At 60.6% G+C, this 23,467-nt stretch carries 23 protein-coding genes; 13 read left to right on the forward strand and 10 right to left on the reverse strand.

What is annotated here, in order from left to right; translation table 11 throughout:
- Positions 1 to 32 precede the first annotated feature (32 nt).
- The 6 genes from leuC to pfkB all read left to right on the forward strand — a co-directional run bounded on the left by leuC (position 33) and on the right by pfkB (position 6,174).
- The gene (gene leuC / locus RBH20_RS04150) at positions 33 to 1,454 is read left to right on the forward strand and encodes a 3-isopropylmalate dehydratase large subunit (protein WP_306705792.1); all 1,422 of its coding nucleotides are present in this window, start codon (positions 33 to 35) and stop codon (positions 1,452 to 1,454) included.
- Entirely contained in the window at positions 1,451 to 2,095 is a 645-nt protein-coding gene (gene leuD, locus RBH20_RS04155) for a 3-isopropylmalate dehydratase small subunit (protein ID WP_306705794.1), read from the forward strand. Before leuC ends, leuD begins: the two co-directional genes overlap by 4 nt.
- Before the next feature lie 155 nt (positions 2,096 to 2,250).
- A complete protein-coding gene (locus RBH20_RS04160) occupies positions 2,251 to 2,991 on the forward strand; it encodes a DUF6293 family protein (protein ID WP_306705795.1) in 741 nt (246 codons plus the stop codon).
- Positions 2,992 to 3,435: 444 nt separating this feature from the next.
- Positions 3,436 to 4,419: an isocitrate/isopropylmalate dehydrogenase family protein gene (locus RBH20_RS04165; protein ID WP_306705796.1), complete on the forward strand. Its 984-nt coding sequence runs from the start codon at positions 3,436 to 3,438 to the stop codon at positions 4,417 to 4,419.
- 88 nt (positions 4,420 to 4,507) lie between these two features.
- Entirely contained in the window at positions 4,508 to 5,269 is a 762-nt protein-coding gene (gene glpR, locus RBH20_RS04170; protein ID WP_306705797.1) for an HTH-type transcriptional regulator GlpR, read from the forward strand.
- Positions 5,266 to 6,174: a 1-phosphofructokinase gene (pfkB, locus tag RBH20_RS04175; protein ID WP_306705798.1), complete on the forward strand. Its 909-nt coding sequence runs from the start codon at positions 5,266 to 5,268 to the stop codon at positions 6,172 to 6,174. The genes glpR and pfkB overlap by 4 nt, the downstream gene beginning before the upstream one ends.
- A gap of 36 nt (positions 6,175 to 6,210) precedes the next feature.
- Here pfkB and RBH20_RS04180 read toward each other — a convergent pair whose 3' ends face one another.
- Complete coding sequence (locus RBH20_RS04180) at positions 6,211 to 7,338, reverse strand: hypothetical protein (RefSeq protein ID WP_306705799.1); 1,128 nt, start codon at positions 7,336 to 7,338, stop codon at positions 6,211 to 6,213.
- A 3-nt stretch (positions 7,339 to 7,341) separates the two neighbouring features.
- Entirely contained in the window at positions 7,342 to 8,124 is a 783-nt protein-coding gene (locus RBH20_RS04185) for a class I fructose-bisphosphate aldolase (RefSeq protein WP_306705800.1), read from the reverse strand.
- 119 nt (positions 8,125 to 8,243) lie between these two features.
- On the opposite strand from RBH20_RS04185, the gene RBH20_RS04190 reads away from it, so the two are divergent.
- Positions 8,244 to 8,387, forward strand: coding sequence for a hypothetical protein (locus RBH20_RS04190; protein WP_306705801.1), 144 nt, complete (start codon positions 8,244 to 8,246; stop codon positions 8,385 to 8,387).
- On the opposite strand, the gene RBH20_RS04195 is transcribed toward RBH20_RS04190, so the two are convergent.
- Positions 8,384 to 8,833, reverse strand: coding sequence for a DUF5799 family protein (locus RBH20_RS04195; RefSeq protein WP_306705802.1), 450 nt, complete (start codon positions 8,831 to 8,833; stop codon positions 8,384 to 8,386). The genes RBH20_RS04190 and RBH20_RS04195 overlap by 4 nt on opposite strands.
- 176 nt (positions 8,834 to 9,009) lie before the next feature.
- On the opposite strand from RBH20_RS04195, the gene RBH20_RS04200 reads away from it, so the two are divergent.
- Positions 9,010 to 10,293, forward strand: coding sequence for an FIST signal transduction protein (locus tag RBH20_RS04200; RefSeq protein ID WP_306705804.1), 1,284 nt, complete (start codon positions 9,010 to 9,012; stop codon positions 10,291 to 10,293).
- Between the two features lie 48 nt (positions 10,294 to 10,341).
- Here the strand turns inward: RBH20_RS04200 and RBH20_RS04205 are convergent, their stop codons facing one another.
- Positions 10,342 to 10,737: an OsmC family protein gene (locus RBH20_RS04205; RefSeq protein ID WP_306705806.1), complete on the reverse strand. Its 396-nt coding sequence runs from the start codon at positions 10,735 to 10,737 to the stop codon at positions 10,342 to 10,344.
- 107 nt (positions 10,738 to 10,844) lie between these two features.
- Here RBH20_RS04205 and RBH20_RS04210 point away from each other — a divergent pair, with 107 nt between their 5' ends.
- Together RBH20_RS04210 and RBH20_RS04215 are read left to right on the forward strand one after the other, a co-directional pair.
- Complete coding sequence (locus tag RBH20_RS04210; protein ID WP_306705808.1) at positions 10,845 to 11,216, forward strand: hypothetical protein; 372 nt, start codon at positions 10,845 to 10,847, stop codon at positions 11,214 to 11,216.
- A gap of 52 nt (positions 11,217 to 11,268) precedes the next feature.
- On the forward strand, positions 11,269 to 12,123 hold the full coding sequence (locus RBH20_RS04215; RefSeq protein ID WP_306705810.1) for a UbiA family prenyltransferase: 855 nt from the start codon (positions 11,269 to 11,271) through the stop codon (positions 12,121 to 12,123).
- Positions 12,124 to 12,197: 74 nt separating this feature from the next.
- Here RBH20_RS04215 and RBH20_RS04220 read toward each other — a convergent pair whose 3' ends face one another.
- Positions 12,198 to 12,857: a DnaJ domain-containing protein gene (locus RBH20_RS04220; protein WP_306705812.1), complete on the reverse strand. Its 660-nt coding sequence runs from the start codon at positions 12,855 to 12,857 to the stop codon at positions 12,198 to 12,200.
- A gap of 127 nt (positions 12,858 to 12,984) precedes the next feature.
- Here RBH20_RS04220 and RBH20_RS04225 point away from each other — a divergent pair, with 127 nt between their 5' ends.
- From RBH20_RS04225 to RBH20_RS04235, 3 genes are all read left to right on the forward strand, one after another.
- Complete coding sequence (locus tag RBH20_RS04225) at positions 12,985 to 13,533, forward strand: DUF1684 domain-containing protein (protein ID WP_306705814.1); 549 nt, start codon at positions 12,985 to 12,987, stop codon at positions 13,531 to 13,533.
- Positions 13,534 to 13,605: 72 nt separating this feature from the next.
- Entirely contained in the window at positions 13,606 to 14,466 is an 861-nt protein-coding gene (locus RBH20_RS04230) for a CPBP family intramembrane glutamic endopeptidase (RefSeq protein WP_306705816.1), read from the forward strand.
- A 263-nt stretch (positions 14,467 to 14,729) separates the two neighbouring features.
- Positions 14,730 to 16,379 (forward strand): PAS domain S-box protein, encoded by a 1,650-nt coding sequence (locus RBH20_RS04235; protein WP_306705818.1) that lies wholly within the window; start codon positions 14,730 to 14,732, stop codon positions 16,377 to 16,379.
- Positions 16,380 to 16,447: 68 nt separating this feature from the next.
- Here the strand turns inward: RBH20_RS04235 and RBH20_RS04240 are convergent, their stop codons facing one another.
- The 5 genes from RBH20_RS04240 to RBH20_RS04260 all read right to left on the reverse strand — a co-directional run bounded on the left by RBH20_RS04240 (position 16,448) and on the right by RBH20_RS04260 (position 23,467).
- Positions 16,448 to 18,508 (reverse strand): TRAP transporter fused permease subunit, encoded by a 2,061-nt coding sequence (locus tag RBH20_RS04240; RefSeq protein ID WP_306705820.1) that lies wholly within the window; start codon positions 18,506 to 18,508, stop codon positions 16,448 to 16,450.
- A gap of 45 nt (positions 18,509 to 18,553) precedes the next feature.
- A complete protein-coding gene (locus RBH20_RS04245) occupies positions 18,554 to 19,630 on the reverse strand; it encodes a TAXI family TRAP transporter solute-binding subunit (protein ID WP_306705822.1) in 1,077 nt (358 codons plus the stop codon).
- A gap of 579 nt (positions 19,631 to 20,209) precedes the next feature.
- Positions 20,210 to 21,574, reverse strand: a complete 1,365-nt coding sequence (locus RBH20_RS04250) for an APC family permease (RefSeq protein WP_306705824.1) — start codon at positions 21,572 to 21,574, stop codon at positions 20,210 to 20,212.
- Between the two features lie 94 nt (positions 21,575 to 21,668).
- Positions 21,669 to 22,478: a mechanosensitive ion channel family protein gene (locus RBH20_RS04255; protein ID WP_306705826.1), complete on the reverse strand. Its 810-nt coding sequence runs from the start codon at positions 22,476 to 22,478 to the stop codon at positions 21,669 to 21,671.
- The gene (locus RBH20_RS04260) at positions 22,475 to 23,467 is read right to left on the reverse strand and encodes a hypothetical protein (RefSeq protein ID WP_306705828.1); all 993 of its coding nucleotides are present in this window, start codon (positions 23,465 to 23,467) and stop codon (positions 22,475 to 22,477) included. The genes RBH20_RS04255 and RBH20_RS04260 overlap by 4 nt, the downstream gene beginning before the upstream one ends.

Raw genomic sequence — 23,467 nt, forward strand, 5'->3', positions numbered from 1 at the left:
CGACCTCATGCTCATGTACGGGGGACATTCGGATGAGTCAGGGAACGCTGTACGACAAGGTATGGAACCAGCACAAAGTCACGACCCTGCCGAACGGCCAGGACCAGCTGTTCGTCGGACTGCACCTTATCCACGAGGTCACCAGTCCGCAGGCGTTCGGGATGCTCAAGGAGCGCGGCCTCGAGGTCGCGCGCCCGGATCTGACCCACGCGACGGTCGACCACATCGTGCCGACCGCGAACCAGGATCGGCCATACAGCGATGACGCGGCCGAGACGATGATGGCCGAACTCGAAGAGAACGTCCGGGACGCCGGTATCCAGTTCTCTGACCCGACGACGGGCGATCAGGGGATCGTCCACGTCATCGGTCCGGAGCAGGGCATCACCCAGCCCGGCAAGACCATCGTCTGTGGCGATAGCCACACCTCGACCCACGGCGCGTTCGGCGCGCTCGCGTTCGGTATCGGGACGAGCCAGATTCGGGACGTGCTGGCGACCCAGACCATCGCGATGGAGAAACAGAAGGTCCGCAAGATCGAGGTCACCGGCGAACTCGACGAGGGCGTCGAAGCCAAGGACATCATCCTCGAAATCATCCGCCGGCTTGGGACCGAGGGCGGCGTCGGCTACGTCTACGAGTACGCCGGCGAGACAATCGAGAATCTCGACATGGAAGGCCGGATGTCCATCTGCAACATGTCCATCGAGGGCGGCGCTCGCGCGGGCTATGTCAACCCTGATGAGACCACCTATGAGTGGCTTGAAGAGACGGACTACTTCCAGGAACACCCTGAGAAGTTCGAGGAACTCACGCCGTACTGGGAGTCCATCCGCTCCGACGAGGACGCCGAGTACGACGACGTGGTCGAAATCGACGCGGGCGAACTGGACCCCGTCGTCACGTGGGGGACCACGCCCGGCCAGGGAATCGGTATCGACGACCCAATTCCGGAACCCGAGGACCTCGCCGACGACAAGGTCGACACCGCCCGCCGTGCCCAGAAGCACATGCGCGTTGAGCCCGGCGAGACGATGGAAGGGTACGATATCGATGTTGCCTTCCTTGGTTCCTGCACCAACGCTCGGCTGCCTGACCTCCGCCGCGCGGCCCGCATTGTCAAGGGCCGGCAGGTCGCTGACGACGTGCGGGCGTTCGTCGTCCCCGGCAGCCAGCGCGTCCAGCGCGCTGCCGAGGAGGAGGGCCTGAAGGGCATCTTCGAGGAGGCCGGCTTCGAATGGCGTAACGCCGGCTGTTCGATGTGTCTGGGCATGAACGAGGACCAACTGGAAGGCGACGAGGCCTGTGCCTCCTCCTCGAACCGGAACTTCGTCGGCCGACAGGGCAGCAAGGACGGCCGGACCGTCCTGATGAACCCTCGGATGGTGGCCGCCGCAGCCATCACCGGCGAAGTCTCTGACGTACGCGACCTGGAGGAGGTGGCAGTCGCATGAGCGATGCGACTGATGACATCCCCGAAGTCGACTACGTTGAGGGGTCTGGTATCCCGATCCGCGGGAACGACATTGACACGGACCAGATAATCCCCGCGCGGTTCATGAAGGTCGTCACCTTCGACGGTCTGGGCGAGTTCGCCTTCTTCGACCTGCGGTTCGACGACGAGGACAACGAGAAGGACCATCAGTTCAACGAGGAGCAGTTCCAAGACTCGAACGTGCTGGTCGTTAACAACAACTTCGGCTGTGGCTCTTCCCGCGAACACGCGCCCCAGGCCCTGATGCGCTGGGGCATCGACGCCATCATCGGCGAAGCCTTCGCCGAGATTTTCGCCGGGAACTGTTTGGCGCTTGGCATCCCGACGGTCACTGCCGACCACGAGACGATCAACGCGCTCCAGCAGTGGGTTGATGACAACCCCGACGGCGAGATTGAAGTCGACGTGCGGGCGGAGACAGTCACTTACGGCGACAACGAAATCAACGTCAGCGTCGACCGCGCCCAGCGCGAGGCCCTCGTCGAGGGCAACTGGGACACGACGGCGCTGATGAAGGCCAACCAGAACGCTATCGAGGAGACGGCCTCGGAGTTGCCCTATCTCGATCAGACGCGGTCGGATCTCGAAGCGGACGATTAACTACGAGAACCGCTTTGCGTGTTCTCTGCGCGAGCGTTCGGTTCGCAGAAGCGGACGATTGACGCGAGGTCGCTTTCCGACCTCGGTTGGTGCGAACGGATTTTCCGTCCCAGAGATGGCAAGACCAATAGCTGTGCAGGGCGCCCCATTCTCGCATGGACCAGATTCGGGAGATACACATCGCGCCGCTGGGGCACGAGCGTGACCGGATCGCCGAGCCGATTCACCAGCACAACGCCGACGACGTGTACCTCCTCACGGCGACGACGGAGCCGTCACGGTTAACGCCGTATCAGCAGGCACTCGTCGAGGAACTGGACGCCAACGGCGTCAGCGTCGAACTACACCGAGCGGATTTACACGACCTCTACGACGTGCTGGCCGAGGTCACGACGCTGACCGCCGACCATCCCGAGGATATCGTGCGCGTCAATGTCTCGAGCGGGCCGAAGGTGGCGGCTATCGGGAGCGCAATCGCGTGTATGGCGACGGCGGCAACGGCATACTATGTCCATCCCGAGGAACACGTCCCATCGGTCTCTGCGGAGCCACTCACCCGCGGGATGGAGCGCGCAGAGGTCCTCCCGTCGTATCCTATTGAGGCCATTTCTCGTGACCAAGTTGCAGTGCTGGACTATCTCAAGCGGACAAACACGGACACCTACACTGCGAAAAAGTCGGACCTCATCGGGTTCGCCGAGGACGCTGGCCTTTCGTTCATCGACGACGCTGACCCGGCAAACGAGAAGGCGAAGTTCGCGCTGTTGAACGCAAATATCGTCGACCCACTGGTTGAGGACGGCTATATCGCGGTCAGCGATGTCGGTCGGACGAAACAGGTCGAACTGACCGAGACTGGCGAGAACGTCCTCCACGCGTTTCGGCATAAGCTCTGAAACGGGCTGTCGCTGGCGTGGCCGACATTTTGTGTCATCACTCCCGCGACAGTGACACTCGGTGGACCAATAGTATAGATAGTAAATTTTGTTTTTGTAGTATGAATAGTTTTGTGGTAATAAATACATATTAATCACCACAATACTCGGGTGCGCACGGTCCTCGGCGACGCGCTGTTCTCGTCGCTTCGGCCCTCCACCAGTTCGATGCGCTCGCTGGGGAGCCGTGCCACCGCCCTGCCATCCTTGTCCCGGCCCCGAGCCATCGCCCGGTTCGCCGGGTCGGGACGGTCCACCGCTGACGCCCTCCACGAACATGGCGCTACCCGGAACTCGGGTCGGCTCCAGCAACGACCGCTTGCCGGACGCTGCTACCCTCCTCAAGCGGCATACGGGAGCCAGCGAACCGAACCATTTTCACCAGCCGGCTACGTGCCTCCCGCTATGACACACGAGATAGCCGTTATTCCCGGCGATGGAATCGGACAGGAGGTCACACCCGCCGCGGTCGAAGTGCTGGAGGCAATCGACGCCGTCGACTTCGACTTCGTTGAGGGTGAGGCCGGCGACGCGGTGAAGGAAGAAACCGGCGACGCTCTCCCGGAGGAGACGCGCGAACTGGCTGCCGACGCCAATGCGACGCTGTTCGGCGCGGCAGGCGAGACAGCGGCCGATGTCATCCTGCCCCTCCGGCAGGTCGTCGGCTCCTTCGCTAACGTCCGCCCGGCCCGCTCGTATCCAGGGCTCGACGCCGTCCAGCCCGACACGGACATCGTGTTCATCCGGGAGAACACCGAGGGCGTCTACAAGGGGATCGAGAGCGAGATCTCCGAGGGCGTCACCACCTGTACGCGGGTCATCACTGAGGATGCCTCCCAGAAGATCGCCGAATACGGATTCAGCTACGCGAAGCAGAACGGCTACGATGACGTGACGATTGCCCACAAAGCCAACGTCATGCGCACTACTGACGGGCTGTTCCTCGATGCGGCCTCAGCAGTCGGCGAGGACCGCGACGCCGCGTACGACACGGCGCTGATGGACGCGCTTGCCATGCATCTGGTCATGAACCCACAGGACTACGGCGTCGTTATCTGTCCGAACCTCGCCGGCGATATGCTATCAGACCTTGCTGCGGGCCTCGTCGGCGGCCTCGGCCTGCTGCCGTCGGCCAATATCGGCGAGGAGAACGCGCTGTTCGAGCCGGTCCACGGCTCTGCCCCGGACATCGCTGGCGAAGGTGTCGCCAACCCTTCGGCGATGATTCTCTCCGCGGCGATGTTGCTCGACCACCTCGGATACGACGAACAGGGCGATGCAGTTCGAACGGCTGTCGAGACCGTGCTCGACTCTGGGCCTCGAACGCCGGATTTGGGTGGCGACGCATCCACTGAGGATGTGACCGCCGCGGTTATCGACGAACTGTAAGCAGTTTTCTCGCGTTCTATCTGGGCAGAAACAAGCACGGCCCGATAGAAAGAGGTAAAACCGAAGCGAAACAATCACAGCCGAAAGAATGCTCCCGGCCGAGCGAAAGCGCACTATCGTCCAGTTGGTGACAGAGCGAGACGGTTGTTCAGTGTCGGAGCTGGCCGCGGAACTGGAGTTCTCGAAGGCGACGATACGCCGTGACCTCCGGGATCTGGAATCGCAAGGTCGGATCGAGCGGTCCCACGGCGGTGCGGTGCCGGCGTCCTCCGTCGGGACCGAGCGCCCCTACGGCCAGCGTGAGGTCGACCACTATGCCGAGAAGCAGGCGATTGCAGAGCGAGCCGCTCAGGAAGTCCGTGAGGGACAGGTGGTCTGTTTCGATGCCGGGTCGACCACGATGGAGGTCTCGCGTGCGATCCCGGACACCGACTACGTCGCGGCGACGAACATGCCGGACCTCGCCACCGAACTGGCCGAGCGGGATGTCGACACCAAACTCACCGGTGGAAGCCTCCGACCGCGAACCCGCGCGCTTGTCGGCCCGACGGCCGAGCGCGCCGTCGGACGGATGAACTTCGACCTGCTGTTTCTGGGGACGAATGCGCTCGACAGCGCCGCCGGGCTGTCGACCCCGAACGAGGACGAGGCGGCTATCAAGGAACTGATGGTCGAGCGTGCCCGTCGGGTTGTGCTGGTCGCTGATGCGTCGAAGTTCGGTGACCGGAGTTTCGTCAGCTTTGCCGATCTGGATCAGGTCGATCTGCTGGTCACCGATGCAAGCCCGCCAGGGGCACTCGCTGCGGCACTCGCGGATGCCGACGTGGCTGTCGAGGAGGTCAGCACATGATTGTCACCGTCACCTACAATCCCGCGGTCGACCAGACGATCCAGTTTGATGAACAGATGGCTCCCGAGCGTGTCATGCGGGCCAACAAAGCGCAGTTCGACGCCGGCGGGAAAGGCATCAACGCCGCGCAGTTCCTCACCGCGATGGACCGGCCCTGTGTCGCGACGGGACTGCTGGGTGGATTCACCGGCTCGTTCATCAGAGAGACGCTGCAGGACGACGGCGTCGGGACAGCCTTCGTCGACGTGGACGGGACGACGCGGCTCAACACCACCGCTATCGCAGCCGCGGAGGAGTACAAGCTGAATCAGGCCGGCCCGACTGTCGGCGAGTCGGTCGTCGGCTCGCTGCTCGAACAGGTGCGAGCGCAGTCCCCTGACCGCGTGCTCGTCGGTGGGAGCCTGCCGCCGGGGTTGTCCCCCGACGCTATCGACCGCATCGCGGCCGGCGGCGACTGGGAGACCATCGTCGACACCGGCGGCGATATCCTCCGGGAACTCGACGCTCAGTACGGGCTTTGTAAGCCGAATCGCGCCGAACTCGGTGATGCCACCGGGGCCGATGTCTCAACGGTTGCGGGCTGTGCGGACGCGGCCGACACGTTCCGAGACCGTGGCTTCGACCGCGTACTGGCCTCCCTCGGCGCGGACGGCGCGGTCCTTGTCGGCGACACAGTCCGACTGTACGCGGAGGCGCTCGACATCGATGTTGTCGACACCGTCGGGGCCGGTGACGCGCTTCTTTCGGGCGTCCTGAGCGCCTGGGAAGCCGGCGCGGACGACGAGACGGCGCTCCGGACCGGCGTGGCCGTCTCATCGCAGGTCGTCCAGCGGGCCGGCACGGCCGTTCCGGACCTAGATAACATCGACTCGCTCCGTGATGGCGTGACGGTGCGGCGGCTGTAGCGGGCAAAAAGAGTCGTAGAAAGCGGAGACAGCAACTCAGAACTTTTCGAGGTAGTCGTCAACGAACGCCCGTACGTCGGCCAGCGACGGCTGGTCCGCGGTCCGAACGAAGTAGCCGGCGACGGCGTTGCCGACGACGACGGCAGCGGTGGGCGGGAGGTCGGCGATGCGGGCCAGCCCCAGTCCGGCGTTGAAGTGGTCGCCGGAACTGGTCGTCAGTTCCGGGTCCGAGACCGCGGGGACAGCCACGCTGTCGGTGCCGTCCGCAGTGATGACGACCGAACGCTCGACGCCGTGACCGACGAACCAGGTCGGTTCCAGCGCCGCGAACACCGCCTCGGCATCCTCGCCGAACGACCGCTCGGCGTCGCCGGCGTAAGCGTCCGCGAGAACGCCCGTCTCGGCGCGGTTCGCGGTGACCACTACATCCGTCACCTCGTCCAGCCGGCCGATAGCCTTCCGACCGGCGCGTAGGCGGTCGGCGTCGAGCTTTCGCACGTCTCCGGGGTCGACCAGCACCGTCTCAGGCGGGTCGTCGATATCAGCCCACAGGGTACGAAGGCCGTCGAAGACGGTCGGCAAGTCTGGCGTCTCGGACCAGTAGCCAGCCCCGAACAGGCTCGCGCCGTCGAGCGTCTCGGCCAGTCGATCGTGGCCGAAGGCCGCGTCGAGTTCGGCCCAGTCGAGCGCCATTGTGTCGCCGATTTCCGTGAGCATGAGCTTCCCGTCGTCAAACTCGACGGCGTCGGTGACACCGGGTTCGCCCAGCGAGTGGAGTTCGTAGTTGCCGAACTCCGTCTCGAAGGCGTCGTGGACCGGGTCGCCGTACATCCCGACCATCACGGGGTCGAACGACCAGCCGCCGAAGGCCCGTGCGAGGTGGCTGGTGTGGCCGCCGGTCCGACTACCCTGCTGGAGCCACTCGAAGGAGAGCGAGCTGTCGGCGGCAACGGAGCGGTCGATACGGTCGCCGAAACTCTCCAGCGTGGCGAGGCGCTCGTGGCTCTCGGGGTCGATGCGGTCAGCGACGACTTCCCGGACGCGGTCGAGGTAGCCGTCGAAGCCGAACACGACCCGCCCAGTATCGATAGCGTCGGGAAGCGCGTCGCTGGCGGGCAACGCCTCGTCCGCTGCGGCGACGGCTCGGCGCGTCTCCTCGTCCATGGCCTACAGGACGTCGTCGGTTGTCGCGTCCTCGAAGATGACGCCTTCGAGCTTGTCCAGAATGTCGTAGGGATCATCGCGCTGCCAGACGTTGCGGCCGACCGCGAGGCCGGCGACGCCCACGTCCATGCAGTCTTCGACGAGTTCGAGGAAGTCGCGGTCCGAGGTCTTCGATCCACCGGAGAGCAGGACGCGGTTATCGGCCGCGGAGCGGACGGCGTGGGCCATCGCTTCCTTGTCGCGCGGGTACTTGACCTTCGTGAAGTCAGCGCCGAGTTCGAGCCCGATTCGGGCTGCGTAGGCGATGGTCGAGGGGCTCCGGTGCTCCTTGATGGCCTGTCCGCGCGGGTACGACCACATCGCAACTGGCAGGTCGTGGTCGCGGGCGTTCTCCTGCACCGGGCGGAAGTCCTCGAACATATCGGTTTCGCGGTTGACGCCTGGGTAGACGGTGTAGCCGATGGCGTCAGCACCGAGTTCGGCGGCGTAGTCGACCGACCAGTTCTGGGGCGAGTACGGATCGCCCATCCAGAGGTCTGAGCCGCCGTTGAGCTTCGCCAGCAGGTTCACGTCGTCCTCGTAGCTCGGGTAGTACGTTTCGGCGAGGCCTTTCCCGACAGCCAGCGCCGTCACGGCGTCGTGGGTCGCCATCTCGAACACCTCACGCGGGTCGAGGCGTTCCTCGACGCCGCTGAACTGCTTGGGACCGTGTTCCAACCCGTGGTCGTGTGCTAGCACCAGCGTCTTATCGTTCCGTACGAGCGGTGAGTCACCAAGTGGTCGCATGTGTCGTATTTCTACCGAGAACGACCATTAACAGTTTTCGGTTCTGATTTGTTACTACTGTTCGCGTTCGTTTTTGATCGAGGACGGGAATTAAGTGTGTTCCAGTGAAAGGTTCGGCTATGCCATCCGTGGAGCTGGACGCCGAGACAGTCGAGCGCCTTGACGACCTCCGCGTCGAGGACGAGTCGTACGATGAAATCGTGACGGAACTCATCAACATCTACGAGGCTGAGGAGCTAACACTGTTCCACAGCGGCGACTAACCCTGGGCCTGTTCACAGACAGACTTCCAGCGCCCGTTCGACTCCAACTTCTCCTGTAGTTGCTCAGCGTACGCCTGTGCGAGGCGTGCTGCCTCTTCCTCCTGTTGTTTGTTCCCGCCATCGGACCCACCAAGTCCAAGCGCGTCCTTGACACCTGAGAGGAGGCCGCCGCCTGAGCCCCCGGACCGGTCACCACCGGGGCCGCCCATTGGTCCCTGGTTGGCGACCCGTTCCATCTCGGGCATGACGCTAGAGAGCTTCGACGTATTGGCGACGATTCGAGCGGCATCTGGGTCACCCGGGTTCTCGATCTCGAACTCGACAGCAGTCATCACCAGCCCCCACTGCTGACTCGAGAACGACGACGCTTTGACCTGTTCGTTGAACCGCTGGTCGACCGCCATCCGTTCACCGGCGATGCGGTCGGTCCAGTTTGAATCGCTCATAAACTGGTGTTTGCGGGCCGGCGGTATGAGCGTTTCCCGCTCCGTGTGGTGTTCTACAGTAAAACGTACCATTTCTGGGCTGACTGTCACGCCACCGGCTGCCGCGACCGCTACGTTTTATTGTCTCCAAAACGGTTCCAATATGTTAAGTTAGCTCACGATATACTTGTATCTCAATGAGTACTGAGTTTGGGACAGGGCAGGCGACGGGGGACTCGGGAGATGCAGCAGCTATGGACGCCATACGGGAAGCCATGGCCGATATCTCGGCAAGCGAACCGGACTTCTGTCAGATTTTCTGCTCCCCGACATACGATTACGAGGCGGTGCTGTGGGGTGCTCGAAGTGTTGTCGGTTCAGATACCGAAATTGTGGGCTGTTCGTCTTCCGGAGAGTTCACTGAAACCGGTTCGGGGAACGGAACTGTTACAGTCGGCGTTGTGTCGTCGGACTCGATGCAGTTCTTCTCCAGCCTTTCGACTGAGCTCAGCGCTGATCCTGAGCGCTGTCTGTTCGAAGCGGTTCACGACCTCCCTGCGAGCGGGGACCCTGCTGTCGACGGGTACCCGCATCGGACGATCATCAACCTCCACGACGGCATGGCTGGAATCGGAAACAAGGTTACGCGACTCACGGAGCAGTACCTCGACGACGAGGAGACGCCGGTGGTCGGCGGGTCTGCAGGTGACGACCTCCAGTTACAGCAGACCCACGTCTTCCGGAACGACCGCATCGAGACGGATGCCGTCGTCCTCGTGCTCATTGCCTCAGAGGATCCGCTTCCGGTGACAGTCAACCACGGCCACGAGCCGATCTCCGAGGCGATGACGGTAACCCGAGCGGAGGGAAGCACCGTGTACGAACTCGACGGCAGACCGGCCTTCGAGGCTTGGCGGGACGCGATTCGAGAGGACGCGATGGAGACATACGATATCGACGTCGACGAACTGGAGGCGGGGTCGGAAGACCTCGTCATGTTGCTCGGCCGTTACGAGCTTGGTATCGAGTCGGAACCGGAATCTGACACGGACGGACTCGCCTCCCGAATCAAGACCTTCATCGAGAGCAAACTCATCTCGACGACGGGATACAACATCCGGTGGCCGGGCCACACGACCGACACCGAAGGACCGCTGGATTTCGCCGTCGCCGTCTCCGAAGGAACGGAAGTGGTGGTGACACATAGCAATAAATCCGACCAGGTGTATGCGGTCCGGAACGCCGCCAACAACGCTGTCAATGAACTCCGCGGCGGAAGCGTCGCGGGCGGGTTCGTCTACGACTGCGCCTGCCGTGCAATGATTCTCGGTGACGACTTCGATGACGCCGTCGACACGATCCACAGCGCTATTGACGCGCCCTTCGCTGGCTTCGAAACTTACGGTGAAGTTTGCTCGGCCGATGAAGATTACACTGGCTATCACAACACGTCCTCAGTGATCCTGCTGTTCCCGGAGTGACGACTACGGGACTACGACCAGCGAAAAATGGCCGCCTATTCCTGTCCCTCAAACGCCGGATTCGATAGTGATATCCGCGTGTAGCTCGTCCTGCAACGCCGAGTGGACGTGGCAGATGTCTTCGGCGAGTTCGACGATGTCCTGCTCTTCGTCCGCAAGCGATTCCTCGACCTCGACGTGGAAATCGATGTACTCTAGGTCGTCGTCCTCATCGAGACCTGCGGCGACCTCGACATCGACGCTGCCGATATCCTCGTGGCCGTACTTGTCGGCGGCGACGCGCAGTGCCGGGATGTAACAGGAGGCGTAGTCGGCGGCCAGGATCTCGTTCGGCGACGGGCCGTTCTCGCTCAGCGCGTCGACGATAAGCTCCCATTCGCCGTTGATGACACTTTCTACTGTGTACCCTTCCTCGCATGTACTCTCGACTTCGATATCTGCCATAGCAATCCTGTGGACACGTCCCTCCCTCCTAAACGTTTCCTGCGCGGTATTTCTGCTTGCAGGGCACTGCCGAAGGATAATACACTTCCAGTCCGTACAGAGGGACAATGGAACACCTCGCACCGTCGAACGTGCCGGTGTACGCCACGCGGGAACAACAGCGCGAGATCTGGGAGCGCTGTCGGGACCGGGGACACCCAGTTCTCGCTGTCCGGGACGCGACGCGGGGGTTCATCGTCCGGTACGACCTCCAGCATCTGTCCTACGAACTCTCTGACGCCACCGTTCAGGCGCTCCGGGACCGTGTCCGGTCCCGCCGACCGTATCCGACGACGACGGACCCGATCTCGGAGACGGAGGGCGTCGGCGGCGAGGCTGGCCCAGTGTCCGGCGAACTCCATGCAGATACCGAACAGGCTGCCAGAGAACTAGCCTCGCACATATCGGGGTTCGTGCTGGACCGGTCGAACTGGCGGTAGTACCGAAACAACGCGGCTGGGGATTTTTCCCACAGCCGTGCCTTGAGTTCGTATGGCAGTCGCCCGACACGATACCGGTCCGTTCGCGACCGTGAGTGCCCTGGCCTCGCAGGTGCACCCGGTGTTCATGCTGCCGCCGCTCGCGACATCGCTGTTCGGTGGGTTGCTTTCCGGGGGCTTCTGGCCACCGGTGGCAGCGCTCCACGCGGGCGCGATGTTTTTCGCCGTCTACACGGCCCATGTCAAGGACGGCTACGTTGATTTCCACGTCCGTGGCGAGGACGACGACCATCCCCTCACTGGCTCGGGCTGTCGCATGGCTCTGGTCGGTGCTGGCGTCGGCTTCGCGCTCTGTACGGCAGCCATCTGGCTGCTGGTCGGTCCCGGCGCGGCACTGCTGACGCTTCCGACGTGGATTATCGGCTACACCCACGCGCCGCAACTGGATATGAACCCCGTCGGCGCGACGATGGGATATCCGTCGGGTATCGCGCTGGCGCTACTGGGCGGCTACTACGCGCAGGTGACGACGCTGACGCCACGTGCCGTCGGTCTCGCGGCCGTGTTCCTCCTGTTGCTGACCGGCATCAAAATCATCGACGACGAGCAGGACTACGACTACGACCGGTCGATACAGAAACGGACTGTCGCCGTCGTATTGGGTCACCAACGCGCCCGGCAACTCGCGCTCGGCCTGTTCGGAGCGGGTCTGCTCGGAATCGTGGGGCTGTCCGTGGCATTGCCTGGCATCCCACCGAGTGCTGCGGCGGCCGCGCTCGTTTTCGGGGCGGTCGCGGCCATCGCCCAGCGAGGCGACCCCGAAACCGCGACGATGCTGCTGATTCGGGGGTCGTATCTCCTGTTGGCCGTCCTCGTGACCGCTGTCTGGTTCCGGCCGCTAGCGTGAGGCTGTAGCCGTTCTGGCAGTCATGTGTTCGCTGGCTGTTCGAAACTGCTATCGCTCGAAACCGCCCTCGTCAGTCAGCCCGACACGTGTGTGAGGACGTGAGTCGCAGAGACGACCAGCGAAATCGTCACCATCGAGACAGCCATGACACCTGCAACGACCGGTGAAAGGTCCCCAGTGAGGCCACCGACTGCGAGCAGTACGGCGGCAACGATAGTACAGACCAGCAGTGCCAGATGGACGAACAGCCACGGGCCAACACGTCGCAGTGAATCGAGCAGTGTCTCGACTCCCGACGACTGTGTCGGCCGAACCCGCTTGCCGGGCTTGTAGTACTCCGCGGCAGTCCCGTAGCCCGTGCTTCCCCCGCGGGTCTGGGTGGGCCGCTGTGTCGCGTTCGCCGTTGCCTCGCCCGTCGTCTCTGCGTTGGCCCGCTGGTCGACGTACTGCTGTGCGATGTCACTGACACCGCCCGTGGCTGTGCCTCCGTCCGCGCCGCTGTCGACGTGCCTGTTGACGTATGCGTCGTGACCGAGTCGGTCGTATCGCGCTCGCTCGGCCTCGTCCGTGAGCACGTTCTTCGCCTGCGTGAGGCGCTTGAACCGTTCTCCGGCGGCAGGGTCGTCACTCACGTCCGGGTGATGCGCTTTTGTCTGCTCCCGGTAGGCGCGGACTATCGTCTCTTCGGTGGCATCTGGGTCCACCCCCAGAATACCGTAGAACGTCGCTTCCATACACACCCCTGTGTATTTATCCAGTTGGACTAGGCGTATAATAAGGTATTCACTCCCTCACGCTACGATATCGCGCGTCTGTCGCCGAGTCGCCGGACTGAAACTGCGTGGCCACCACCGTCTCCGTATGGACGAAGACACCGAGGACTGGGAGACACAGTTGCAGGCCAACCGGGACGAGAAAGACCGCTTCTTCGCGGAACACCGCCAATCACCGATTCCCCCGGAAGAACGCGACGATTTCGACGGACTCAGCTACTTCGAGCCTGACTCCGACTATCGGGTCGAAGCGACTGTTACTGTTCACGAGACACCGGAGTCGGTCGATCTGGAGACGAGCGACGACCGAACAGTGCGCTATCTCCACGTCGCAACGCTCTCGTTCGACCTCGACGACGAGTCCCGCGAACTCCATGCGTTCCGGCAGGCTGCCGATGAGTCACGGACGCTCTTTGTTCCGTTCCGAGACAAGACGACCGGGCAACAGAGCTACGACGGCGGCCGATACATGGAGCTGGAACCCGACCGCGATCTGAGTGACGGCGACAAGATTACGCTGGATTTCAACCTCGCGTACTCGCCGTTCTGTGCCTACAGCGACACCTTCTCGTGTCCACTCCCGCCGGAGTCAAACTGGCTCGAAACCGCGGTGACGGCCGGGGAACGGATAGACTGAGGCGTCTTTGCCGGCAGTCATGACACCAACACCAAACGAATTGTTTACACATCACCACGACCAAGGCAATGTATGGCAACGGCGACCCGCGACCGTCCGATTTTGCAGGCCTTCCAGTACGGGTTTACGCTTTTCTCGGCCCTTTCGCTGGGCGTGATAGGACTCGGGTTCGGCTCGGTCCTGCTCCTCACCATCGCTTTTTCGCTGTCACTCGGCGCAGGAGTACAGATTACCGAAGTACAGACGCTGGTTCTTGGGCTGATAACGGTTCAGGGAATCGGCTGCCCGGCCATCGCGTACACGTACATCAAACTCAGGCCGGTGATCAGAGCGAAACTCCGCGAGGTGTTCTCGTATGCGCCAGACACCGGCGCATTCAGTATCGGCATTTCTGTGCCGAGTCTCCGTGAGGTCGGTATCGTCGTGCTGGGCTACGCCAGCGCAATGGGTGGGCTCGTAGTGGTGGCTGTCATCATCACGGCGCTCGTCTCGATGTTCGGGATAGAACCGGCAACCAATCAGGCAGCAGAGACCGGAATGGAGAACCCCGATGTCCTCCTCCTGTTGATTCCCGCCTCGTTCCTCCTCATTGGCCCGGGCGAGGAACTGCTGTTCCGCGGTGTCGTTCAGGGCCGCATCCGGGACTATTTCGGCCCGGTTTCGGGCGTCACTATTGCGAGTGTCATCTTCGCCAGCATTCATTACCCCGCCCTCAGCGGCGGGTCAGTCACGGGGAAGTTGGTCGCGGTGAGTGCCCTACTCATTCCGTCGCTTATCCTCGGCACGACCTACGAGTACACGGACAACATCGTCGTCCCGTCACTTATCCACGGCGCGTACAACGCCACGCTGTTTACTGGCCTGTACGTCACCGTCAAATTCAGTGGTGAACTCTCGTCCGCCGCGGGCGTCCTCAGTAGTAGCGGCTTCTGAACGGTCCCTTCCATAGCAGGCCCACACTGTCTGACGTTTGTAAATCATGTGATTGGTTTCCCGGCCTGTACACACAGGGGAAGGTGATAGTTATATTCTATTGGGACCAGTAACAGGCGATTTTCGACCCTGGTATGCTCTTTACCCCCGGAATAGAATTCTATCCATCACCCGTATTTTTACCCAGTAGCAGGCGACACCTTGATGCTGTTAGTTTGAAATGACAAACGTCTTATTACCGTTTTTGCACAATATCTAAACAGATGGTTGGTTCAGTGCGCGTCTTACATGTCGATGACGAACCGGACTTTGCCGATCTAACTGCGGCATATCTTGAACGGACCATGGATTCATGCACCGTCGACACCGCGGTCCGGGCCGACGATATCATCACGGACCGCCCGCAGGACACGTATGACTGTATTATCAGCGACTACGATATGCCCGGAATGAATGGGCTTGAGTTCCTTGAACGGATTCGCGAGGACGCACCGAAACTTCCGTTCATCCTCTACACTGGGAAAGGCAGCGAAGAAATCGCGGCCGAAGCAATCTCTGTAGGTGTCACGGACTATATCCAGAAGGAACCGGGAACGTCCCAGTACACGGTGCTAGCGAATAGGGTGCAAAACGCCGTCGAGGCCCGCAGAGACGAACTGCAAGTCACGCGTGGCCACCGCGCAATGAACGCGGCCTGGGATGGCATCAGTACGCTGGATCACGAGGGACGATTCACCTATTTGAACGACGCCTATGCGGCCACGTTCGGCTACGAGCGCGAGGAGCTTCTGGGCGAACACTGGCAGAAAATCCACTCGGAAGAGAGCCTCAAAACGGTCGATGGTGAAATCCTTCCAGCCGTCAGCGAGGCCGGAACGTGGACGGGTGAGACACTGCTCGAACGCGCCGACGGAACACAGTTCATCGGCGAACACACCGTCGCGAGTATCAAAGATAACGGCGCCGTCTGCGTGGTCCGTGACCGGACTGACCGCGAAGAACTCGACAAACAACTGCGCCACGAGCGCGAGCGGTTCCGGCTGCTCGTCGATGCGGTTGAGAATTACGCGATATTCCTGCTTGACCCCGACGGTCTCATCCAGTCGTGGAACGCGGGTGCGAAACAGCTCACGCAGTACGAGGAGTCTGATATCCTCGACGAGCATTTCTCGGCGTTTCACACCGAGAAACAGATAGCCGATGGCATCCCCGAGCAACTGCTGCAAGAAGCCGGTGAGTGCGGTAAGGCCACCGACCGCGGGCTCCGGGTTCGGAAGGACGGGAGCACGTTCTGGGCCGATGTGACTGTCACGGCGCTCCAGGAGAACGGCGACGCCCGCGGCTTTGCGAAAGTGATCAAAGATATCACGGAACAGATCGAACGGGAGCGACAGCAGGCGAGGGCCGAACGCTACCGGAAGAAACTCTATGCGGTCACGAACGACTCGAATCGCCGGTTCGAACAGCGGTTAGTCGACGTACTGGAACTCGGTGTTGAGTATCTTGATGTCGACCAGGGCCATCTCGTCGCAATCGACCCCGAAACGGGAACACATGAAATAATCGCTATTAGCGGCGACCCGTCTCTTACCGCCCCCGGCGACATAACATCGCTCTCTGAGACCTACTGCCGACGAACCATCGAATCCGACGGTCCGCTCTCGATCTACAGCGCCGAGCAACAGGGTCTAGACGACGATCCCGCATACCAGCAGTACGGTATCGGCTGTTACCTCGGTGCGAAGATCGAAGTCGACGGTGAACTGTTCGGGACGGTCTGTTTCGTTGCTCGTGACCCACGGTCGGGCCAGTTCAGACAGGACGAACAGGCCTTCGTCGAACTGCTCACCCGCTGGCTCAAATACGAATTGAGTCGACGCGACGGACAGATCGAGTGGCCCCTGAAGATGTGAAAATCTGAAACGTCTCCTCGTCGGGCGATGGATCGTGCTGACGCGCGACCTGATTTACTGCGGGCCGCTCAGTCATCGACTGAGACCTGTTCGGGCTGTCCGGTTTCGGACCCGGAGTCGTATTTCACCGCTATGTACAGCAATGCGACGATGGTGAGTGTTGCGAGGGTCTGCACGGCAACGGTCATCGGCGCCAGTGGAGCGAACATCGCTGCTCCCGCAGCCACCAGTAGCCCGGCGCGATTCGGCAGCCTGAGTTGGCCTGAAAAATAGTTGACAATAGCTGTCACGGTGGCGACGAGACCGGTGCCCACGACGACGAACGTAATCGGTGTCGCCGGCACCGACCAGAACAACAGACTATCGTTGACGACGAAGACGTACGGGAGAACAAACAGCGGCGCCCCGAGCACGAGCGACTTTCCGGCGGTTCGCCAGAAATTCCCGCCTGCGACCCTGGCCGTGACGAGGCAGGCGATGGCAACCGGTGGCGTCAGCGCCGAGAGAATCGCGAAGTAGAACACGAAGAAATGCGCCGCGAGTAGGTCGATACCAGCCTCAGTCAGTGCTGGTGCGATCAGCAGCACGGCCGTGATGTAGGCTGCGACGGTCGGCATCCCGAGACCAAAGAGAAGCGCGGCGACCATCGCGAACATGAGCAATAGCGCGAGTACGCCGCCCGAGAGTTCAACGAGGCTGGAGGCGAACACCTGTGTGAATCCGGTGAGGTTCAACACACCGACAAAGATGTTCATCACGCCAAGCGATACCGCAATCGGGGCTGCGTTTTCCATTCCGCGGCCCAGGCCGTCCATAGTGTCCACGAAAAAGTCGCGGCTCCCGTACCCATCGCGGAAAAAGATTCCCTGAATGAACGCGGCTGGGAACGCCGACATGATTGAAAGGAAGCCTGCGTACAACGGGTCGTACAGAAGGATGACCAGTGCGTACAGGAGAACGACCAGCGGGACCCACAGCGCGAGTCCTTCAACGATCAGGTTGCGAACCGATATCTGCCCGAACGAAACAGCGGTTGTCGTCCGACCGAAGATCCCATCTAGTGCGTTTTTCCGCTCCTTGTCGACCGTCTCGACGTCAGTCAGTTCGTCCTCGCTAATCTCGCTCGTGAGCCCTTCCTTGATCGTCGTCAGGTGGACACCAATTGCGACCGTTCCGTAGAAGAGGAGTGCAGGCAGAAACCCGACGACAATAATCTTCAGGTAGCTCGTTCCAGTGATTTCGGCCATTATGAATGCCGCTGCACCCATGATTGGTGGCATAATCTGGCCGCCGCTGGAAGCCACCGCTTCGTAGGCCGCTGCGGTATCTCTGTCGAGCCCGTGACGCTTGAGCAACGGGATGGTAAACGCGCCCGTCGTCGCCGCATTGGCGGCCGCGCTGCCGTTGACCGACCCCATGCCCATGCTTGCGACGGTTGTCATCTGTGCTAGCCCGGAGCGGACTCGCTTGCCGATCAGCGTTCCGACCTGCACAAAATACTCCAGCGCGCCGTACGCTTCCAGCAGCCCCGCAAGGATCATGAAAATAATGATGAACGTCCCTGAAACCTCGACAATGACGCCGAAAACGCCACTACCGAACTCAACCGTTAGGCCCTGTACGAGCCGTTCGGCCTGAACCCCGTTGTGGTTCAAAATACCAGGGAAGTACGGCCCATACAGTGCATACGCAAGGCCAACGACGCCGACCAGCGACAGCATTGGACCGTAAACCCGCCGGCAGACATCCAACAACAGCAGGATGAGCAACAGCCCCATGAATAAGTCGAGGTCGGTGTATATTCCGAGTTGCTCATAGACGATGCGGTTGAAGGCGGTAAAGAGGTAGACAGCGACGACAGCAGAGAGGGCGGCCTCAAGTAGCGTCGCGTAGTTGCCGAACCGCTCCCGGCGTGTCTTGGGTTCGGGTTCAAATGCGAGGACGGCCGCCCCCACGAGCATGAAGCCGAGGTGGGCAATTTTGTGCTGGTCCTGTTCGAACGGGAACAGCTGGGTGAACCAGAGGTGATAGGCTGTCGAGGCGATTCCCAGAGCGATCAGGAACCCGTACTTGACCATGCGTACCCGGGACGGATCGACCCAGCTCCCGGGTGTGTTTTCTTCCGTCATGGCTGGTACTGATGGGGTGGCCGGAGAAGATACGGGCAGCTCGTGTTACCCCTCATATTCCTCAAGTGTGGTTAGTCTGTCCTTCCACAGACCCTGTTCCTTGTAGTACTTCTCCGCTCCGGGATGGACGGGTGCATTCGACGAGGGGAGCAAAAATTCCTGTGCGAAGTCCGGGCCAGCCCGCGAGAGCACTGAACTCGCCTCACGGACCGCGTCGATGTCCTCCATGACCGTCTGTACGAACTCATAGCCCAGTTCCTCAGATACGTCGGCCGGGAAGATCGTCTCGTAGCCGACACCGACTGCCGGAATGGAGTCCATTCGAATATCTTGCCCATCCCAGAGGCTGGCCGGTGTCTCAATATATGTGTAGGGCAGGTCGGAGTTTGCCAGGTCTGACTCGTCGAACTCCCAGTTGACGACCGCGACGTCGGCCTGTGCACCGGCCTCCTGCGCCCATCCGGTCAGCACCTCGCGACTGACCCCATAGACTATCATCATATCGAGGCGGCCGTCCGCGAACTGGGCCCCCTGATCTCCCCAGCTCATTGACTGGAGGTCGTACTTGTCCTCGACATTGTCGATCCCGGACAGTCGGAATCCGTCAAGTCCCGCAAAGAAGTTCGTCCCGCCGCGCTGGCCGAACGCCATCGAAACCGACCCGTCCTGTGGAATGTCCGACACTGTTTCAATGCCTGCCAGCGCGTCGTCAGTCCGCCTGACGAGGTAATACTCTAGAGTCATGAACGGTAACACCTGGGTCATCGTTTTCCCGACTGGTTTTCCGTAGGGGTCTCCCCCGCTGTTTGAGCGTGCGACCGCCCAGTCAGTACTCTGGGCGACATCGATGTCTCCCTGCGCGATCAACCGAGGGTTTGCCGCAGTCCCGCCGGTGGTCTGGGCGCTCATGCTGATGTCGCTTGACTTTTCGGAGATCAGCTGTGCCATCGCTACCCCTGACGCGTGAGTCGCTGTCTCCGGTCCCGACGTTCCAATTGTCCAACTTGTACTGCCGCCACTTCCATCACTACCACCGCTCTCGCCGCCACCACCGTCGCCGCCGTCGCCACCGCTGTCTCCACCACAGCCAGCGAGACCGGCCAGGCCAGCTGTACCGACCATTTTCAAGAAGCTACGCCGCTTGGAGGTCAGACTATATTGATCGTTGCTTAACATTATCTAATCTACAAATATGCTGTCAACCAGTCAATATATAAATGTTACTGCAAATATTATTGTCATGCTGGGATTGGCTGTGGGAAAATACACCGCAATCCTGCGCAAACGAGTAAACCTTGAGAAATAGTGCGTCCGCAACGAGATTATTGAGACTGTAGAAATGACAGATATGGGCCTATTCGACAGCCCCAGTCTTGGAAGCGCCGCCATCAATTATCACGAAGTTCCGGCTAACAGGGTGCAGTTACGGAAGAACCTGCCTCAGGGACATACTGGAGCTAATGTGGATAGTGTCAGTATTATTTTAATTGGAGTCAATGGGACTCTGGAAATATACGCTCAGGACACTACCGGGTGAAAATCTACTAGTACCGTCGCTAAAAGCGAACGGTATTGTCTACAGAAGAAGTACAGGACACATCGTAGTTACTCTGTATCGAGAATGTCGCAAGCATTGTAGTGTTCGTCACTGGCGGCACTAGCGACCCGGTGGACGAGTCCCAGCGAGGTCATTTTGGGATGTCACCGCTTCGACCATTCTGCTTCCCCACTGTCTATCTCGGGCGTAAACGAACTCCGCTCGATATAGAAGTACTCTACGAGGAAGACTACCGCGAAGATCCCTCCGATCCAGAGTAGGATCGCCACGTCCGTTCGATATAAGTGATAGAGCACAACCGGAAGTGCGACCCCTGTGCCGACCAGTCCGAGTACTGGGATGAAGCGGTTCGAATCCGTCTCGTCAGCGAGTACGATGTTCGTATAATTCGTGACCGCAAAAGAGATCAGAAACGCCACTGATCCAAATTCAGTGATCTGCTTGAGTGTCCCAAGAGCTGCGAGTGCTGCCGTCAGACTACCGATAATCAGCAGCGAGTAGACGGGGATTCCGTCTCGGTTCCGGAACGAAAAAACGCGTGGGAGTGCACCTTCTGTCGCAATCTTATCGACAAGCCGAGATGTACCGAACAATGTCGCGTTGATGCCTGACGAGGTGCTTTTCATTGCCGAAAGGATGACGAGAATGAATCCGGCACCCCCGAGTACTGGGATGTTGGAGACGGCCTCGGCGAGCGCGACCTCCTGATGAGCGAGAAGCTCCGCTGGCGTGAGATTGAGCGTTGCCATGAATGACACCGAGACGTAGATCAGCATCGCAATAGCGATGGCAACGTACATCCCGATTGGCAATACCTGTTCCACGTTTTCGATCTCCTCGTAGTCATAGACCAAGAGTTGGAAACCCTCGTAGGAGACAAAGATGATGGCGAATCCGGCGATGGGGCTGACGACGCCTTTGCTGAAGAAGTCAATTGCCACCACACTCCCATCATAAAAAACCACTCCGAGAGTTGCGAGCGACAGCAAGATGGCGATTTTGATGTACACTGCGATATCTTCGAAGAGCCCAGTTTCCTGGACGCCTCGGATATTAAGGCCGACGAACGCAGCGACAATTATGATTGAGATTACCGGACGCAGGAGTTGCGGGAGTTCGTTCCCCGCGATGGCTCGCGCGGCAGTGAGCGTGTACGCACCGAAGGCGAACGCGTACATCGCCATCACACCCACGTATCCGACGATGAGAATCCACCCGACGTACGCGGCGATAGTTGGATTGTCAACAATGTGCTCGACGAATGAAAAGACGCCGCCGTGCTCGCCGAAGTGCAGCGTGAGTTTGAGATAGGAATAGGCAGTGAGGAGGGTGATGATGCCCGCAATGAGATACGACAGTGGGACTGCATTACCGGCTTGCTGCATTGCGACGCCGAGGACAGCGTAGATCCCGCCCGAAACCATTCCGCCAACACCCATCGCAACGACTTCGATGAGTCCGAGTTTCCCAGAACGACTGCGAGTCAGGAGAGAGGGCAGTAGTCCCATAGCTGTGATAATTAAGACGTACTGTTAGATTATACCAAGCGCACGGGTGAAAAGTTTGTGAACTGATTCGTGGTGCCAAGAGGCGACAGCAGGGTCAGCGGTGCTTGGAGATGTGAACGGGTGCCTTTGGTATCGTGATACCTTCCCTGGCGAAAGCGGCCATCGAGCGCTCAGTCACATCTGAGGCGAATGCGAACTCGTCGCGCAGGTCGGCTACATACGCCTTGCCGCGGATTGTCCGATAGTAGGATTCATCCTCAACCAAGACCGCGAACGGGTGGTCGTCGTCGACGAAAACGTACTTCGAGGTCACCATTGCCTCCTCGACGATAGCACTCGCCCGATCGAGATCGGCTCCGGTGGTGACCGCCAGCTCGACGACGACCATCATCTCTGGCTGTCCGTCGTTGGCGTTTGAGACGTTTGCGGTGAATAGCGTGGCGTTTGGGACTCTGATGGCGCTGTCGTCAGGCGTTATCAGTGTCGTCGCCCGGAGCCCGATATCGGTCACTTCGCCGTAGTCGCCGTCGATGGTAACCTTGTCGCCGACCTGGTACGGACGCTCGGTAATGAGCACTAGCCCGCCGATCATCCCCGCGAAGAGGTCCTTCAAGCCGAACCCCAGGGCCGCCCCAAGCAGTCCCGACACTGCGAGCAACTGTGTGGCGGACAGTCTAAGCAACGGTCCCAGAATCAGAAAGGCCGCGGTTCCGTAGATCAGAAACCGCACAATCGGAACTAACATCTTGATACTGATCCGTCGGCGAGGCCGACGCTCGGCGACCGCGATGAGCGCATACCCAACCACCCGGCTGGCCACGTACGCGGCCACAAGTACTCCCACAATTCCTACGAGCGTCTCTCGGTCTATCCCGAGGTCTACCAGCACCTGAAGCGGGGTCACAGTATCCGCTCCCGTTCAGTCATCGCGACGGCGGCCGGCATCGCTGCTGGCTTCAGTTCCACGATATCGTCCTCAAGCGAGATGAGGCCGTCGCGCGAGAGGGTCCCAAGGACCCGGTCAAGTCCATCAACAATTCCCGTGAGCGGTTCCCGGTTGACCCGCTCTTTCGAGAGTACGATCCGCAGACAGAACGCCTCCTCGCGGTCCAAGTCCCGCTCGGATGCGGAGACCGCGATGTCGCTCGGGCGCACCTCTGACTCATCGCGGGTCTCCCAAATCGCTGTAGCGACACCAAGGTTCCCGTTCGAGACCGCAGCGAGCCGACCGAAAGTTACGTCCTTGGGATCGAGGTTTCCATCCGAGAATAGGTCCTTGATTGCAACTGGATCCAGCACAGGGACCGGCACCGATACCGACCAGTCCCGCCAGCCGAAATCACGATGTGTCGTGACGACTAAACCGCCCCGCTCGGGGTCGTCTGCGACGAACGCCGGCATCTCGTCGTAGCGGCTTAGCACGAGTTCCGCGATCCGTTCTGTGGAAGCGGACTGGATCTCAGCGACGACAGGAAACTCTCGATCAAGGTCCTGTACTGCTGTGAGATACGCCCACGCATACCGGTTCCAGCCGGTCACCACTCTCACATCGATGCTCGCCATATCGTCGAGAAACGCAGACAATTCCTCGAAGCCCCCGATACGACGCTCGTAAAGATGCTGGCAGTTCTCTATCACGACTGGCGTCCCATTGACCCTTGACCGTATCTGATCGACTCCATCACCCGGGCCAAGGCTGATACGGCTTGCATCCAGTTCCTGCACAGCATGGTCTATAACTGACCCGCGCCCGGAGAAGGGCTCGCCCACGATGGCAACCGGCCCGGTTCCCTCACCCGAGAGAAACGTCTCGAACGCTTCGTGGTCGTCACCCAGAAGTGTGGGGACGTCGACATCGAGTTCTTGATGTCGCTTTCGAGGGGCACTATGCAT

Origin of the sequence: Haloarcula sp. H-GB4, assembly GCF_030848575.1 — an archaeon.
Taxonomy (GTDB): domain Archaea; phylum Halobacteriota; class Halobacteria; order Halobacteriales; family Haloarculaceae; genus Haloarcula.

Coding starts and splice junctions, on each gene's coding strand:
- leuC (WP_306705792.1), top strand. CDS start 33: ATGAGTCAGGGAACGCTGTACGACAAGGTATGGAACCAGCACAAAGTC.
- leuD (WP_306705794.1), top strand. CDS start 1,451: ATGAGCGATGCGACTGATGACATCCCCGAAGTCGACTACGTTGAGGGG.
- RBH20_RS04160 (WP_306705795.1), top strand. CDS start 2,251: ATGGACCAGATTCGGGAGATACACATCGCGCCGCTGGGGCACGAGCGT.
- RBH20_RS04165 (WP_306705796.1), top strand. CDS start 3,436: ATGACACACGAGATAGCCGTTATTCCCGGCGATGGAATCGGACAGGAG.
- glpR (WP_306705797.1), top strand. CDS start 4,508: ATGCTCCCGGCCGAGCGAAAGCGCACTATCGTCCAGTTGGTGACAGAG.
- pfkB (WP_306705798.1), top strand. CDS start 5,266: ATGATTGTCACCGTCACCTACAATCCCGCGGTCGACCAGACGATCCAG.
- RBH20_RS04180 (WP_306705799.1), bottom strand. CDS start 7,338: ATGGACGAGGAGACGCGCCGAGCCGTCGCCGCAGCGGACGAGGCGTTG.
- RBH20_RS04185 (WP_306705800.1), bottom strand. CDS start 8,124: ATGCGACCACTTGGTGACTCACCGCTCGTACGGAACGATAAGACGCTG.
- RBH20_RS04190 (WP_306705801.1), top strand. CDS start 8,244: ATGCCATCCGTGGAGCTGGACGCCGAGACAGTCGAGCGCCTTGACGAC.
- RBH20_RS04195 (WP_306705802.1), bottom strand. CDS start 8,833: ATGAGCGATTCAAACTGGACCGACCGCATCGCCGGTGAACGGATGGCG.
- RBH20_RS04200 (WP_306705804.1), top strand. CDS start 9,010: ATGAGTACTGAGTTTGGGACAGGGCAGGCGACGGGGGACTCGGGAGAT.
- RBH20_RS04205 (WP_306705806.1), bottom strand. CDS start 10,737: ATGGCAGATATCGAAGTCGAGAGTACATGCGAGGAAGGGTACACAGTA.
- RBH20_RS04210 (WP_306705808.1), top strand. CDS start 10,845: ATGGAACACCTCGCACCGTCGAACGTGCCGGTGTACGCCACGCGGGAA.
- RBH20_RS04215 (WP_306705810.1), top strand. CDS start 11,269: ATGGCAGTCGCCCGACACGATACCGGTCCGTTCGCGACCGTGAGTGCC.
- RBH20_RS04220 (WP_306705812.1), bottom strand. CDS start 12,857: ATGGAAGCGACGTTCTACGGTATTCTGGGGGTGGACCCAGATGCCACC.
- RBH20_RS04225 (WP_306705814.1), top strand. CDS start 12,985: ATGGACGAAGACACCGAGGACTGGGAGACACAGTTGCAGGCCAACCGG.
- RBH20_RS04230 (WP_306705816.1), top strand. CDS start 13,606: ATGGCAACGGCGACCCGCGACCGTCCGATTTTGCAGGCCTTCCAGTAC.
- RBH20_RS04235 (WP_306705818.1), top strand. CDS start 14,730: ATGGTTGGTTCAGTGCGCGTCTTACATGTCGATGACGAACCGGACTTT.
- RBH20_RS04240 (WP_306705820.1), bottom strand. CDS start 18,508: ATGACGGAAGAAAACACACCCGGGAGCTGGGTCGATCCGTCCCGGGTA.
- RBH20_RS04245 (WP_306705822.1), bottom strand. CDS start 19,630: ATGGTCGGTACAGCTGGCCTGGCCGGTCTCGCTGGCTGTGGTGGAGAC.
- RBH20_RS04250 (WP_306705824.1), bottom strand. CDS start 21,574: ATGGGACTACTGCCCTCTCTCCTGACTCGCAGTCGTTCTGGGAAACTC.
- RBH20_RS04260 (WP_306705828.1), bottom strand. CDS start 23,467: ATGCATAGTGCCCCTCGAAAGCGACATCAAGAACTCGATGTCGACGTC.